This window comes from Winogradskyella flava, from assembly GCF_014243395.1.
Classification (GTDB): domain Bacteria; phylum Bacteroidota; class Bacteroidia; order Flavobacteriales; family Flavobacteriaceae; genus Winogradskyella; species Winogradskyella flava.
Window position 1 is genome coordinate 71066 of the sequence record NZ_JACLCP010000006.1, and the last position, 15644, is coordinate 86709.

Below are 15644 nucleotides of genomic sequence, written 5' to 3' on the forward strand. Positions count from 1 at the left end.
ATAAAGAAATAGGCACGAGCTTCTTTCTTTATTGAATATGCACTCTTATACCTTCACTATGGCTACTAAATTCCGGAGCATACATAGATTGAATGGTGCTAATACCGTTACTCATATCACCAGCATTGTTAACGCGTAAATCATATTCAAAAACATATACGCCTTTAGGCAAATAGTCTATAAAGAAGTTTGTTGCAGCATCTTTGGTGCTTTCATAGTAGCCTAAACCATCTTGCCATTTGTATTGCGATAACACATTGATGGGTTCAAAACCAGCAGCACGCATATCTTTGAGGTGTACAAACTCCATGGAACGATCTGTACGCAATTCAATGCGAACTTTGACTACATCACCAACTTGAAGCTTGGTTTCTGATGTGATTTCTGCAATCTCCTCGCCTTTAACAGTATTTGTTTTTAAGAAGAGTTTCTTACTTAATTGTAATGGCGTTTCAGCAGATGTGATTTTATCTAAATCTTCAAAATATTGCCAATACATCGCTCCCCAGGCAATACCATCTCCTTTTTTGCTGATAGTAACATCAGCTTGTTCTGATTTAATCTCAGAACCTGTCCAGGAGGTTTTATAATAGCCTGTGCCAGCTTCTACTTTTACGTCGTCTAAAGTTTTAGGAGAAATAGATTCGCTACCCACTTTGATATCGACCATTTCTGTGACATCTAACCATGCACTTCCTTGCAATAATAGGGCGTATACCGCCTCAGTTGTTGCTTTGGTGGTTTTCCATTGATTCGTTTGTTTGTTTTTGAGTAGCCAGATTTTCAGGTTATCAATATCTCTTATATTTTTTTCTTCATTCTGAATGACAGTACCAGCTTCTGAAAAGGCTTCAATCAATAACGCTTGGGTTTCGATAGGTGCTTGGTACCAATACCAGGAATTCATGTTGTCTTTCCAGTACATGCCTAATTCTTCTGAAGTGATGCTATTTTCTTTTAGGGATTTTAGTATTTTTCCCGAGGTCTTGTCATCATTCATGCGATGCATAGTCAAGGTCATTAAACCTTTAGCATATAATGACCGCTTTAACCAATACTTCTGAATCTGACTTTTATAATAATCCATAATAGTTTCTACTTCTTTTGAAGCTTTTACTTCAGGATAAAAACTACGGACATACAAGTAATGTAGCTGCGTATAAGACAAATGATCCTTGCTTAAATCTATATTTTTGTTATACTTCTTTAAGTCCTTGTATTCTTTTACAAATTCTGAATCCAGATATTGAATGCCTTTTGAAATCATTTGCATCTCGACTTCACTCGATGTGACGGAAAGCTGATTTAGATGACCAAAACCAGAAATAATATGCTGCGTGATGTAGCGGTTGGCATAACCACCATTAAACCAAGGCCAAGCACCTGATGGCAATTGGTTTTGTTTGAGTTTACGCAAGGCTGAACTTAGTTCACTATTCATTTTGTTAAGGTCAAACAACAAGCCAATACGTTTTTTCTGCTCCGTTTCGGATTGTGCATCGCGTAACCAAGGCGTTTCTTGAATCAATAAAGATTTTAACTCCTGATTCTTCTCTAAATTACTCAATAAACTGCTGGCTGAGATACTCGAAGCCCACTGATTGAATACGGCTTCAATTTTAGGATTGGATGTCACTATGTGTTGCGCTAAAGCATTTGCATAATACCTAGAAAAAGTTTGCTCATTGCAATCATATGGGTATTCCATTAAGTAAGGCAAAGCTTGTACGGCATACCAGGCGGGATTGGACGTCATCTCTAAAGTCAGCTTATGATTGGTTAACGTTGTTGAGGTGTTATTTTTAAGCTTATCTAGTGTAAATGTCTTTGTTTGGTTAGAACGCACCCACATTGGAAGTGTTTCCGTGACCAGCATTCTATTGGATAAAACTGGTAAGGCATTTTGCTCACCGTCGCTGAAATCGTCTGATTTGGCAATGACTATATATTGCACGGCTTGTATACCTTGAGGAATGGTTAACTTCCAGCTCACTTGTGTGTTGCCTTTGGCATCGACAGAAAAAGTCTTGGTCGCTGAGGTTTTCGAAGTGACATTTTCCTCATTTCCCTTAGTGGCTTCGAGAGCCTCAGCCACCAGTAACTCATTGTCTAATGATTTGCCCGTGATGGGATCTGTTAATACTAATTGTGCCACACCAGATAATTCTTTTTCTGTGAGATTTGCAATTTTAGTACTAATGCTTATTTGATCACCCTCTCGTAAAAAGCGTGGTGCATTTGGTATGACCATTAACTCTTTTTGAGTCACAGTTTCTAATTGCGTAACGGCACTTTCTAGGGTTTTGGTATGCGCCAACAATTGCAGTTTCCATTTGGTCAGCGCTTCCGGTGCTTTAAACTTAAAACTCACATTACCATCAGCATCGATTTTCAAGTGAGGGAAGAAAAAAGCCGTTTCGTTTAGGTTTTGTCGTATTTGGATGCCATCGTCTTTGATTCCAGGAGCTTCTGAACCTGTTTGAATAGTTAAGTGATCAGCCTCACTGTTATCAAGTCCTCTTATTAGATTATTCTCAACTATTGAATCAGCTGTAGTCGCTCCACCCACGGAAACAGCATCAAATTCTGCCTCAGCTGATTCTTCAGCCAGCATTACTGCTTGAGGAGCAGATAGTTTTCTTTCCAATCTATATCTATAATTATTCCCAAAATAAAACCCAAACCAATTCAATTGGTCATAGCCTTGACTCGCATAACCGTTTGGATATTTAAAACGATTAAATAGTCTAAAATTGGCATTTCCAAAGCTAGGATAGTAGTTTTTGTTCACGCTACCAGAATAGTATGGTCTATAAATAGGATTAAAATACCAACCATGCGCTCTAAACTCATCCAATGAGGCATCGTACATACTTGCTAATAATTCGGCAGAAACTTTATCACCTTTTGGCCCTTTAATTTTAAAGCTCCAAGTTTCGTCTTGTCCTGGTTGAAGCTTATCTCTAAAGGTTGTAGTTTCAATTTCTAAATCGGTTTTTGGATAAGGCACATTGACTCTAAAGCTTTGCGGTATATAAGAATTGAAAGCCGCGAAACTTGTATGCACTTCAAAACCACCTAAATCGCTTTCCAAAACAGGAATGCTTATGGTTTTCTTGGAGTTGTCTAATGTTACCAATTGGGTAACAATGATGTTGTTGTCTTTTTCGACTTCAACGGTAACCGTAATATCCTTTGCAGCGGAACCTATAGTCAGCTTTGCGATATCGCCAGCGCTGTAACTGTTTTTATCTAAGGAAGCTTCAAACAATTGATTGTCGGCGACCATTTTATCATCTTTACTGTAAAGTGATACGTACACTTCATCTTTTACATCTTGTCCAAATTTATCTTTGCTCTCGGCAACAATGATATATTTTCCAGAGTCCCATCTCTTCAGTTTCTTTAAAGTAATGATCTTTTCTTTTTCTGTGTCGAAATCGGTTGTAAAGACTTGCTCACCTTTATTCCAATTGGTCAACATATGTTCGTCATTATAAGGCTCGTGAGGAAATAAACGCTTAAATTCTTCTTTGGAAATGACTTGATAATCTGGAGCGTTCCAAGGTCTGTTTCGCATCACCTTATTTGGCGCATTTAGTTTATAAACTTTCAGCCTGCCTTTTGCAGGAACAAATGATCCATTTAAATTTTGCGAGTTAATGGCTATTTCAATCTCCTTTTTGGATTTATCGATAACACTTGGTGTCGAAATCTGCAACGTCATGGCGTGATAACCTACATTAACAACAGTACTTGTAGAACGTGTCTCGCCATTAATATCTGTGACATCAGCAGTAACCTCGTATCTAAATACTGGTAGGCTCTCTTTCGAAACGCTTTCGTCTGGTTGTGCTTTAAAAATAATCTCGAACTCACCTTTGCTATTCGTTTTGCTTTCACCAAAAGTGATTTCTTGTGGTTCAGAACTATAATAGGGACGTCTCCAATACCACCAGCTTGGATATTGTACTTGACGCTTTACGCGATATACGACTTTGGCATCTGTGATATTACTGCCTGCAAAAGCTACAGCAGTACCTTTTACAGTAATACTATCGTTAACTTTATGTGTCTCGGTTATAGGTTGAAATTCGGCTTTAAATTTAGGACGTTTATATTCTTCAACTGAGAAATAGGAATATCCTTTTCTTCCACAGAATAGTTCTAGTGTATAGTTACCAGTAAGACCATCATTAGGTAAAATGAATTCACCACTTACAGAACCAAATTCGTTGGTTTCCAATATTAACTCACCAACGTTTTCACCGTTAACGTTTTTAAGTGTCGCTTTGGCTTCTTGATTTTCAAATACTTTGGTTTTATCATCTTTAGCAGCAGTAGCAATTCCTTTAAAATAAACTGTTTGTCCAGGTCTATATATACTGCGATCCGTAAATAAAAAGACATTGTATTTGGTATCGTTGTTCGGACTGCGATCATAGGTCCTACTAATATAATAATCACCAAAATAAGCGATGCGATCTTTGTAAGTTGCTCGAATTTCTACGTCTCTATAATAATTTTTATCTCTGTTGAATTTAAACTTACCAAAGCGATCCGTACTTAGCCTTTTAGTAAATAACTTATTCCTATTGTTTCTATAGCTCAGCTTAATACTAGCATTTACAATTGGTGCACCATTGGTTCTATTAATGAGTTGATAGTAGATGATATCATTTTGGGAGCTTTCCACCACAGCCATGTCAGTCACTTGAATATGTGCGGCTGCAAATACCTTGTCTTTGGTATTGGTGTCTGCTTTTATGAGGTATAATCCGTTTGGTAATTCTGGAATAATGATTTCAGTGCCATGCTCTTGATAGTCACTTTCGGATTTTAAGTCGCTCGAAAACGATTTAAACGCTCGAAGTTTACTGAAAAATCGTTCTTTTTCGTCTGCGTTATAAATGTTGTTGTAGCTCTCTAATTGACTTTTATTTATCTTATATAATGAAAAATTAAGGGTTGTCAGATTCTTATATCTAACCAAAACACGTGAAGCAGAATTAAGCGGAATAAACTCTTCACCTTGAAGATGTAAACTTGGTTGTAAAATTTGCTGTTTTAAAACGTCACACTGATGAGCACCATCACTTTTTGGATATTCTGAAATGACAGCATTGCATAATTCCAAAGCGTCTTTGAGTTTCCAACGATGGGTCTCATTAGGTTCACCTTGATTGGAATTACTATGATATTGACCTCCTAATTGTGTGTAAACTGAAGCAATTTCAAAGTTATACAAAGCAGATAAAGGAGAACCTTTCAAGGATGCGGCTTTAGTTTTTAGCGTCTTTATTAATAATTCTTCTTTATTATCGAAAGTGGCATGTTGCGACACAAATATTAAACGTTCGATGTCTACATCTGTAAAGGCTTTGCTCACATCACTGTTTCGATGAAATTTTAGTAAATTTTGATAAATTTTTAAGGCATTGAGTTGCAAAGACATTGAATCCTTTGAACTGAGATTCAAATTAATGAACGTTTCACTATCACCAATCAAGGCTTCATCTTTGAGCGTGAATTTATAAGCTGGTTGTGTAATGCTGTTTTCACTGGTTTTGTAAAATTTAAGTGCATTATGATTCAACAAATCAAACACTGTTGGTCTATAAATTTTTGAGCCTTTGGTTTCGTTTAAGAGCAGTTTGTATTTTTCTAAAGATTCTTGTTGAAGCAATAATCCATTTTCAAGAGAACGTTGATAATAGAAATGCACTTCACTAAATAATGTTTCTAAATCCCAAGTTCTAAAGTCGTCACTTACCTTATCGCTCGTTTTTGTTCGGTTATAAAATTGATATCTATGTTGTTGAAAATATTGCCAATACATCGTTGCTAACATATTTTCTAAAAGATGTTTGGTAATGATATTATCTGTTTTATCAATTTCAGACTTAAAAAGATTGACGATATTGAGTTGAGCATCTTCTTCTAAAATGAGCATATACTTGCTCTTATGCAACAGGGCCTTAATTTGCTGTTGCTCGTTATTGACTTTAACAGCATTTTTGTAAATGGTATCAACGAGATCAGATGCACTTTTGGTTAGGCCATCATTTTCTAGTGTAGCGACTTTTTTCCAATCGCTATCATAATCATTTTGGGCATTAGAAAAAGAGGCAAAGCAAATAAGCATTAGTATTGAGATATAGTGTTTCATTTTTTAAAATTTTATAACCAAATGGAATTTAGCACCTTAATATTTTGGTTCAGATTCATTAGGATTTGCCTAATACCCATTATGGGCTTTCATTGATTATTATTTTCTTCAAAGTACCTTCAAAAGGTATTCCAAAAAAAGCTATAAAACGTAAACGTGTCGTTTCAATGAGTTAAGTTAAGCAATTTGTGAGTTATTGCGTACGTTATTAAATTGTATTTTTACAAAAAAGTGCTAATTGCAATGAGGAAATTTCTGTGGATTTTTTTTATATCATCTTTTTGTTTCGCACAGACATCTAAAGAGAAAACCAAGGACTATATCGCTAAGAAGTCTTTTAAGAAAGCACAACAGGAGATGGTAACTTTTCTAAGCTCAAATCCTAATGATAAAGAAGCTATTGAGTTGTTGGGAGACGCTTATGGATATCAGAAAAAATGGGATAAGGCTATAGCACAATACAAAACACTTACCGAAAAAGAACCGAACAATGCCAACTACCAATATAAATATGGAGGCGCTTTAGGTATGAAAGCCTTAAGTGTGAGTAAATTAAAGGCGCTTACGATTATAGGTGATGTAAAGTCAGCATTTTTAAAGGCTGCCGAATTAGATCCAAATCACATTGATACGCGCTGGGCTTTGGTAGAGTTATATGTTTCACTTCCTGGAATTGTGGGCGGAAGTAATTCTAAGGCTTTGAAGTATGCTGGTCAGCTCGAAAAATTATCTAAAGTTGATGGTTATTTGGCCAAAGGCTATGTTTATGAATATGACGATGAACCAGAACTAGCTGAAAAATATTATAAACTCGCTATTAAGGTAGGAGGTTCTGTTACCTGTTATGAAAAACTCACTAGTTTTTACGAGGCACAAAACAAACCGGAGAAAGCTATAGGTAATTTAGAAGAAGGGCAAGCAAAATTACAACGTAATGCCATGCATTATCAAATAGGTAAGGTGTGCGCCGATTACAATGTGCAATTAGAGAAAGGTGAAAAATGCTTAAAGGCTTATTTATCTAATCATTCAGCCAAAGATGGAGTGCCTAAGGCATGGGCTTACTATCGTTTAGCTCAAATTCATAAGCATAAAAAGAATAAAGAGGAAGCCAATAAATGGATTGATAAAGCCATTACTGGTTTGCCAAAAATTAAAGTCTTTCAAGAAGAAAAAGAAGCTATCTCCAAGCTTTAACCTTTATCCATAAATATTATTTATACGATTCATTAGAAATATTAATAGCTTAAATATTTGTTAAATACGCAAAAATGATAGTAATACTATTATATTTGCGAATCAAATTTTTTAGCATGATTAGTTTATTGTCTAATTTAAAAATTGCGGTACCTGATAAAATCTTTATCAAGGATCCTGAGTCTTCAGACTTGGGAAAACGCATCATTGAGCATAGTATTTTACTGATAGATGATATAGGCTTCGATAGTTTCACCTTTAAAAAGTTGGGAGCACAAATAGGATCTAATGAAAGTTCTATCTATCGTTACTTTGAGAGTAAGCACAAATTGCTTTTGTATTTAACCTCCTGGTACTGGGCTTGGATCGAATACCAAATGGTTTTTGCAACCCATAATGTAGCTGACGAAAATGATCAGTTATTAAGAGCCATTGATGTTGTTACTAGGACAATAAAAGAAGATGTGGCATTTACGCATATTAATGAAATAGTACTGAACAGAATTATTATTAATGAATATTCAAAATCATACTTAACCAAGGAGGTTGATAGCGAAAACAAAGAGGGTTATTTTGTAGTCTACAAGCGTGTCATTAGACGTTTAAGTGATATTATAAGTCACGTGAATCCCGACTATGAGTTCCCATCTAGCTTGGCAAGTACTATAGTAGAGGGTGCACTGCATCAACATTTTTTAAAAGCGCATTTTAGCTCAATCACGGATTGTGGCAAGGATGTAACGCCTACAGAATTCTTTATTAGTCTCACACAAAAAGTTCTAAAGACCACTACAGATGAATCAAGATAAACCAATCCTAACACCTTGGCAGCGTTTTCTAGGAATATTAAGATTAGAGAAAAAGGATTTAGTGCAAGTTATTTACTATGCGGTATTTTCTGGACTTATAAATCTTACATTGCCTTTAGGAATACAGGCCATTATAAATTTAATTCAGGGCGCACAGGTCAGTACTTCTTGGATAGTACTCGTGATTCTGGTAACACTTGGTGTAGCCTTTGTAGGTATACTTCAATTAATGCAAATGCGAATTATAGAAACCGTACAACAGCGTATTTTTATGAGAGCATCTTTTGAATTTACCTATCGCTTTCCTAAAATTAAGATGGATGAATTGCGCAACTATTATCCACCAGAATTAGCCAACAGATTTTTTGATGTGTTAACCGTTCAGAAAGGCTTAGCAAAGCTACTTATAGACGTTCCAGCCGCAGTTTTACAGATTGTATTCGCTTTGATTTTATTATCGTTTTATCATCCTTTTTTTATTGCTTTTGGCATTCTTTTAATCCTGCTCATCTATGTAGTATTTAAATTCACGATTCAAAGAGGTATGGATACGAGTTTAAAGGAGTCCAAGAGAAAGTATATGGTAGCTCATTGGATTCAGGAGGTGGCAAGAGCTATAACGAGTTTTAAAATTTCAGGTAGAACCTCATTGGCCCTTGAAAAAAATGACGCTCTTGTCGATGGTTACTTAGAAGCAAGAGAAAGTCATTTTAAAGTTTTAATCATCCAGTTTATTCAGATGGTTGGTTTTAAGGTCTTGGTCACTGCAGGCTTATTGCTCATAGGCGGTCTCTTGGTATTGAATCAAGAAATGAATATTGGTCAGTTTGTTGCTGCAGAAATCATAATTCTTTTGGTAATCGCCTCGGTAGAAAAATTAATTCTTGGTTTAGAATCATTTTACGATGTGTTAACCTCTTTGGAAAAAATGGGTCAAGTGGTTGACAAAAAATTGGAGCCACAAGAAGGAATCAAGGTAGAAGATGCAGAAAATTTAAAGATTGAATTAGATGGTATTACTTACGACGTGCCAGATAGAGAGGTTCCAATCTTGAATAATGTCTCTATGACCATACATCCTGCGAGTCGTATTTTGGTACAAGGTCCTAGCGGATCAGGGAAATCAAGTTTGCTCAGAATCATTTCAGGAATTATTCAGCCAACAAAAGGTAGAATTTTCGTTAATGATGAATCTCTTCAGAATTTACACCTAAACAATTATAGATCATGTCTGGGCTTATCCTTGGCAGAGGAAACACCTTTCGAGGGAAGTATTAGGGATAATCTAACATTAACTAGTGATCGAGTTACCAACGAAGATATTAATAGGGTTGTCGAAATGGTTGGTCTAAGAGCATATCTTAAAGAGACCGAGAGAGGACTAGAAACAGTTATTTATCCAGAAGGTAGGCAAATGTCTTTCACTGTTGCTAAGAAAATAATTTTGGCTAGAGCTATATTAAAGAAACCAAAAGTACTGGTTCTCGAGGAGCCTCTAGAGCATTTTGAGGCTACGGAAGCAAAACGAATTATCAAGGCATTGACCGCACCGGAAAATCCATGGGCATTAATTGTAGCAAGTTTCAATAAAGATTGGATTAATGAATGTACTGATGTGATCAATCTAAACTATGGTGAAATTATCTAAACTCGAATTACTATGTTGAATATATCCAATAATCCTTTGAATAAGAAAGTTGATTTATCTACGTATAACTCGGGTAAGCGCGTTTTCGATAAATCATACTATAAATACTTTAATCGTTTTCTCGGTGCATTCGCGATTGTAGGAATCATCATATTGTTCTTGCCGTGGACACAGAATATTACGGGTAGAGGCCAGGTAACAACTTTAACTCCCGATCAGCGACCACAAACGATTCAGTCACAAATTCCTGGACGAATTGAAAAATGGTATGTAAGAGAAGGGGATAAGGTTAAAAAAGGTGACACTATCATGCAAATCTCTGAGGTAAAAAGTGAATACTTTGATCCTAACTTAGTGGAACGAACTGGACAACAAAGGGATGCTAAAGCCTTTTCTGTGAAATCCTATGAGCAGAAAGTCAAGGCTACGGATGTAAGAATAGGTGCCTTACAAAATGAAAGAAGTCTTAAACTGGAGATGGCAAAGAACAAGCTTTTGCAATCGCGCTTAAGGGTACAGTCAGATAGTATAGATCTTCAAGCGGCTGAGACTAATCTTAAAATTGCGCAGACCAAGTACAATCGTGCGGATACCTTATATAAAGAAGGCTTTGCAGCCTTAAAAAATGTGGAAGATGCTCGTGTAAAACTACAAGAGACACAAGCAAAGCGTATTTCTCAAGAGGCTAAATTATTGGCAAGTAGAAACGAAGTCATAAATGCGCAAGTCGAAATTTCTAGAATTAAGGCGGAGTATTCTGACAAAGTATCTAAAGCGCAGAGTGATAAATTCTCAGCGCAATCGAGTCAGTTTAATTCTGAGGCAGAGGTTCAAAAATTAGAGAATCAGTATTCAAATTATAAAATTAGAAATAGTCTGTTGTATATCACTGCGCCTTATGATGGTTTTATAAATAAAGCATTACGAGGTGGTGTAGGTGTTACATTTAAGGAAGGCGAGGAACTTGTTGGACTTATACCAGCAGAGGTTGATTTAGCCGTTGAAACCTTTGTAGAGCCCATAGATTTACCGTTAATTCACAAAGGAGAGAAAGTGCGTGTACAATTTGACGGCTGGCCTGCAATTGTGTTTAGTGGTTGGCCTAACGTGTCGTACGGAACCTATGGAGGAGAAGTAGTTGCCGTAGAGCGCTTTATAAGTGATAATGGTAAGTTTAGGGTTTTGCTTAAACCAGATCCAGACGATCACCCTTGGCCAAAGGACGTTAGAGCAGGTTCGGGAGCATTTACTATGGCATTGCTGGACGACGTGCCAATTTGGTTTGAACTTTGGCGACAGTTAAACGGTTTCCCACCAAATTATTACCAACCGCAAGATGGAGGCTCCGCTAAAATATCTAAGAAATAAAAGCATGAAGTATTTAATTACGTTACTTGCTGTTTTTATAAGTGCATCAAGCTTTGGTCAGACGGATAGTATTTCTGAAGTGCTGCGATTTGATGAGTATTTGGGTTATGTGAAGAAGTTTCATCCTATCGTCAAGCAAGCAGAATTGGTGATTGACGAAAGCCAGGCCAAGTTAATGAAATCTCGTGGCGCTTTTGATCCAAAGTTTGAAGTGGATTACGACCGCAAGAAGTTTAAAGGCACTGAATATTTCGATCAGTTAAATGGTATGTTTAAAATTCCTACCTGGTTTGGTGTGGAGCTAAAAGCGACGTTTGAGGAGAATACAGGTGATTTCTTAAATCCTGAAGCATTCGTTCCTGAGGACGGTCTATATTCTGCAGGTGTAAAAGTACCCGTCGCTCAAGGTTTATTGATTAATGATCGTATGGCATCCTTAAAACAAGCCAAATTATTTAGGGAACAAGCTAAGGCAGACCGTGATATTTTTGTCAATAATATTTTGTTTGAAGCCTCTATGTCCTATTTTAAATGGTTGCAGGCTTATAATGAACTGAAGTTATTCGAAAACTTTTTGGTCAATGCCGAACTTCGATTTAGAGGAATAGAGCGTGGTGCTGAGGTTGGAGAACGTGCAGACATCGATGTGGTTGAAGCACGTATTGCCATAAATCAACGAAAGTTGAGTTTAGAGCAGTCAAAAGTGAAGCTGATGAAAGCAGCACTCGAACTTTCCACTTTTTTATGGCTAGACAATAATATTCCTGTGGAGTTGCAGCCTAATGTTGTGCCAGACGTTAATTCGGATCCTATTGTGGATGCAACCTTTAATCTTAACCAATTACAGAACGATGAACTCATTGTTGAGGCCCATCCAAAAATGATTTCTCTCGATTACAAGCTTCAAAGTTTGGAAGTTGATACACGATTAAAAGCCAATAAGCTATTGCCAAAAGTAGATGTGGAGTATAATTTTTTAACAGAGACACCTGAAGTAGCCAGGACGTTGAATACCGCAGAATACAAAGGTGGTCTAAATATTAGTTTTCCTTTGTTTCTAAGAAAAGAACGTGGTGATTTAAGATTGGCAAAGCTTAAAATGCAAGACACGGAGTTTGAAATTGATGCCACAAGGGTAAACCTACAGAATAAGATTAACGCTTTACGACAGGAGCTCGATTCTTATGTCACTCAGAACGACTTAGTAGCACAAATGGTAACGGATTATTCACGTATGCTAGAAGCAGAAGAGCGTAAATTTTTCTTAGGAGAGAGTTCATTGTTTTTGGTGAACTCGCGAGAAGCAAAACTAATAGACGGACAAATAAAGGCTATTGAAGTGCAATACAAGTTCTTTAGTACCAAGGCAAAGTTATTTAATAGTTTAGCCGTTAACCCGGATTTGTAAGCCCCTTTTAGTTTCCCCAAAATGGAATAATTAAATGTAAATCCTCATTACTCAAATCAAGAAGTTATTTTTCTTTTTTCAATTTCGGTTTCGAGTTCAAGTTCTATTATATTTGTTACATGAACGTACATTTTATAGCTATTGGTGGTGCAGCAATGCACAATCTCGCCCTGGCACTTCATAATAAAGGCTATACTGTCACAGGAAGTGACGATACTATTTTTGATCCATCAAAATCAAGATTAGAAGCTAAAGGGCTATTGCCAGAAACTTTTGGTTGGTTTCCTGAAAAGGTTTCATCAAATTTAGATGCCATTGTTTTGGGTATGCATGCCAAAGTGGACAATCCTGAATTGTTGAAAGCCCAAGAATTGGGTTTGAAAATCTACAGCTATCCTGAATTTTTGTATGAGCAAGCCAAGGATAAAACGCGAGTAGTTATTGGTGGAAGTCACGGAAAAACGACGATAACCTCAATGATTTTGCACGTGATGCACTATCATGATCGAGATGTTGATTATATGGTTGGAGCGCAGTTAGAAGGCTTTGACGTCATGGTTAAACTAACAGAAGACAATGACTTTATGGTCTTGGAAGGCGATGAATATTTGAGCTCACCAATAGATAGACGACCAAAATTTCATTTATACAAACCAAATATTGCTTTGTTGAGTGGTATTGCATGGGATCATATAAATGTGTTTCCAACTTATGAGAATTATGTGGAGCAGTTTAGCATTTTTGTCGATTCTATTGTTACTGGAGGAAGCATTAATTACAATGAAGAAGATACAGAGGTAAAACTAGTAGTTGAAGCCTCAGAAAATCAGATTAGAAAGCTTCCGTACCAGACACCAGCATATACTGTTGAAAATGGTGAAACGCTTTTAGAAACCCCTGAAGGTCCAATGCCAATCGAGGTGTTTGGTGCACATAATTTGAACAATTTAGCTGGTGCCAAATGGATTTGCCAACATATGGGTATTGATGAAGATGATTTCTATGAAGCCATCTCAACCTTTAAGGGAGCGAGTAAACGACTAGAAAAAATTGCCGAAAACTCTAAATGTGTCGCTTATAAGGATTTTGCCCACTCACCAAGTAAGGTAGAAGCCACAACTAAAGCCGTTAAAGAACAATACAAGGACAGAACTCTAGTCGCTTGTTTGGAATTACATACGTATAGTAGCTTAAATGCTGAATTCTTAAAAGAGTACAAAGGCGCTTTAGATGCTGCTGATGTGGCTGTCGTGTTTTACTCACCACATGCTGTGGAGATTAAAAAACTTGAGGAAGTTACTCATGAACAAATTGCCAATGCTTTTGAACGTGATGATTTAGTTATCTATACTAATCCAGATGATTTTAAAGACTTTTTGTTCTCTCAAAAATTTGATGATAAATCCTTGCTCTTAATGAGCTCAGGGAATTATGGCGGTTTGGATTTTGATGATGTAAAAAATTTATTCTAGAGTTTGTCATCCTGAACTGTCACACTGAGATTGTCTTTGCTGAGTCTGTCGAAGTATCGAAGTGTTGTTTTCAGGATCTCAAAATTTCATAGTCGTAACAAATAGTTAGTTATTAAGACTTACATATTAATAGCTATTATCTATGAAGTTCAATCGTGTTTTTTATGATTCAAGATTTAATATCAAATCAGTTTCTAAAAAGAGAATTATCCTATCCATTAGTATTGGATTAGCTTCTGCAATTTTTATTTATAGCTTCTTCACTTTGTTTAGGGAATATTTCAGAATGATGAATTTGGATTTTGAAAATAGACCAATAGTTATTTCTGACGTTAACAGAAATTTCCATAATCTCTTCTTTGCTGCTATTTCTTTAATCTTTGGTAATTCTATTGCTATAGGTTTGTTGATAAGTAGCCCACAATCTGCACTTTCAAAGAGGAATATAAAACGAGGACGAATAATAAATGATCAAGTTTTTTTGGCATTTAATTTTATCTATTGGTTTGGTAAAATCTGGGTCTTTCTGGGTGTATTTTCCTTTCTCACTATTGGGTTTGACTATATTGAAAACCTTATGATTCCTGCTATTTTATTAGTTGTGGTTTTGTATCTAGAATCCTGGAAAACTTTAATTCAAGTTCTTAAAAGGAACCGATGGAAAATTCAGATGATGCATTTTGGAACTCTTACCATCTTAACATTCGGTTTAAGTCAGCTAAATGTATTTGATTATAAATCTTTTGATGAAAATATGTTAGTCAAAAAGCCTACTATTAATGTTCCCAAAAGTGTATTCCATGATGAATTATATAAAAAACGTTATTATGACAAACCAGTTTTTAAAATAGATTTTAATCATAAAGGTCAAGTAGGGCTTTTTAATGAACAATATGATAGGATAGAATTACATGATGTTTATTATTATATTCAAGATTGGCATGATGAAATTCCAAGGGAATATGAGTATAAATCTGTTCCTAGACTAAGGGCTAATAAAAGTATACCAATAAAATATGTCAAAGAGTTTGAATTTAGTCTTTACAATTCTGGTAAATTTCAAATTATCTATGAAGTCGCCAATAACGAAGAATTAACAAATCAATTTTATAATAATCAAATAAAATATTCCATTTCACCATCATTACATGAAGCCTTTCCTAGAGAACCTCACGAACCACCAAGGCCGCCATATTTTGATTATATAAATGAACTCAATTCTTCCGATACAATCTTTGTGAATGTGGGTGAGACTGTAGTGTTTGATAATAGAATTGTAAAACCTAATGACTTAGTCACAGAATTCCAGAGACATATTGATTCACTAACAGTATTTGAGTATGTTTATAAAGATGATACCACATATCAAGATTATATCAATGTACTTTCCGCTCATAGCGAATCAGTTCTTAAGTTAAAGAAAAGGAATTCTAAAATTGATTATGATCAAATGATTAATGAAATTTATAATAATCAATTCAGCAGTAATGAAAAACATCGAGCAGAACTAAGGCGACTTGATGAGAAATTTCAAATTATAATAACCGAACGATTTGAATAAGCAAAAGCAATC

8 protein-coding genes are annotated in these 15644 nt (G+C 35.8%); 7 read left to right on the top strand and 1 reads right to left on the bottom strand.

Translation table 11 applies throughout. The annotated features are described in order from the left end of the window. Positions 1-28: 28 nt before the first annotated feature. Positions 29-6169, bottom strand: coding sequence for an alpha-2-macroglobulin family protein (locus tag H7F21_RS15775; protein ID WP_185790280.1), 6141 nt, complete (start codon positions 6167-6169; stop codon positions 29-31). Between the two features lie 243 nt (positions 6170-6412). On the opposite strand from H7F21_RS15775, the gene H7F21_RS15780 reads away from it, so the two are divergent. The 7 genes from H7F21_RS15780 (at position 6413) to H7F21_RS15810 (ending at position 15632) form a co-directional block, all read left to right on the top strand. After that, positions 6413-7366, top strand: coding sequence for a tetratricopeptide repeat protein (locus H7F21_RS15780; RefSeq protein WP_185790281.1), 954 nt, complete (start codon positions 6413-6415; stop codon positions 7364-7366). 116 nt (positions 7367-7482) lie between these two features. Then, on the top strand, positions 7483-8175 hold the full coding sequence (locus H7F21_RS15785; RefSeq protein ID WP_185790282.1) for a TetR/AcrR family transcriptional regulator: 693 nt from the start codon (positions 7483-7485) through the stop codon (positions 8173-8175). Beyond that, positions 8162-9823, top strand: coding sequence for a peptidase domain-containing ABC transporter (locus H7F21_RS15790; RefSeq protein WP_185790283.1), 1662 nt, complete (start codon positions 8162-8164; stop codon positions 9821-9823). Before H7F21_RS15785 ends, H7F21_RS15790 begins: the two co-directional genes overlap by 14 nt. A 12-nt stretch (positions 9824-9835) precedes the next feature. Continuing rightward, positions 9836-11191, top strand: coding sequence for an HlyD family secretion protein (locus tag H7F21_RS15795; protein ID WP_185790284.1), 1356 nt, complete (start codon positions 9836-9838; stop codon positions 11189-11191). Positions 11192-11195: 4 nt separating this feature from the next. Further along, positions 11196-12599, top strand: coding sequence for a TolC family protein (locus H7F21_RS15800; protein ID WP_185790285.1), 1404 nt, complete (start codon positions 11196-11198; stop codon positions 12597-12599). A 119-nt stretch (positions 12600-12718) separates the two neighbouring features. Next, positions 12719-14071: a UDP-N-acetylmuramate--L-alanine ligase gene (locus H7F21_RS15805; RefSeq protein ID WP_185790286.1), complete on the top strand. Its 1353-nt coding sequence runs from the start codon at positions 12719-12721 to the stop codon at positions 14069-14071. A gap of 142 nt (positions 14072-14213) precedes the next feature. Next, complete coding sequence (locus tag H7F21_RS15810) at positions 14214-15632, top strand: hypothetical protein (RefSeq protein ID WP_185790287.1); 1419 nt, start codon at positions 14214-14216, stop codon at positions 15630-15632. Positions 15633-15644: the final 12 nt, after the last annotated feature.

Coding starts and splice junctions, on each gene's coding strand:
- H7F21_RS15775 (WP_185790280.1), bottom strand. CDS start 6,169: ATGAAACACTATATCTCAATACTAATGCTTATTTGCTTTGCCTCTTTT.
- H7F21_RS15780 (WP_185790281.1), top strand. CDS start 6,413: ATGAGGAAATTTCTGTGGATTTTTTTTATATCATCTTTTTGTTTCGCA.
- H7F21_RS15785 (WP_185790282.1), top strand. CDS start 7,483: ATGATTAGTTTATTGTCTAATTTAAAAATTGCGGTACCTGATAAAATC.
- H7F21_RS15790 (WP_185790283.1), top strand. CDS start 8,162: ATGAATCAAGATAAACCAATCCTAACACCTTGGCAGCGTTTTCTAGGA.
- H7F21_RS15795 (WP_185790284.1), top strand. CDS start 9,836: ATGTTGAATATATCCAATAATCCTTTGAATAAGAAAGTTGATTTATCT.
- H7F21_RS15800 (WP_185790285.1), top strand. CDS start 11,196: ATGAAGTATTTAATTACGTTACTTGCTGTTTTTATAAGTGCATCAAGC.
- H7F21_RS15805 (WP_185790286.1), top strand. CDS start 12,719: ATGAACGTACATTTTATAGCTATTGGTGGTGCAGCAATGCACAATCTC.
- H7F21_RS15810 (WP_185790287.1), top strand. CDS start 14,214: ATGAAGTTCAATCGTGTTTTTTATGATTCAAGATTTAATATCAAATCA.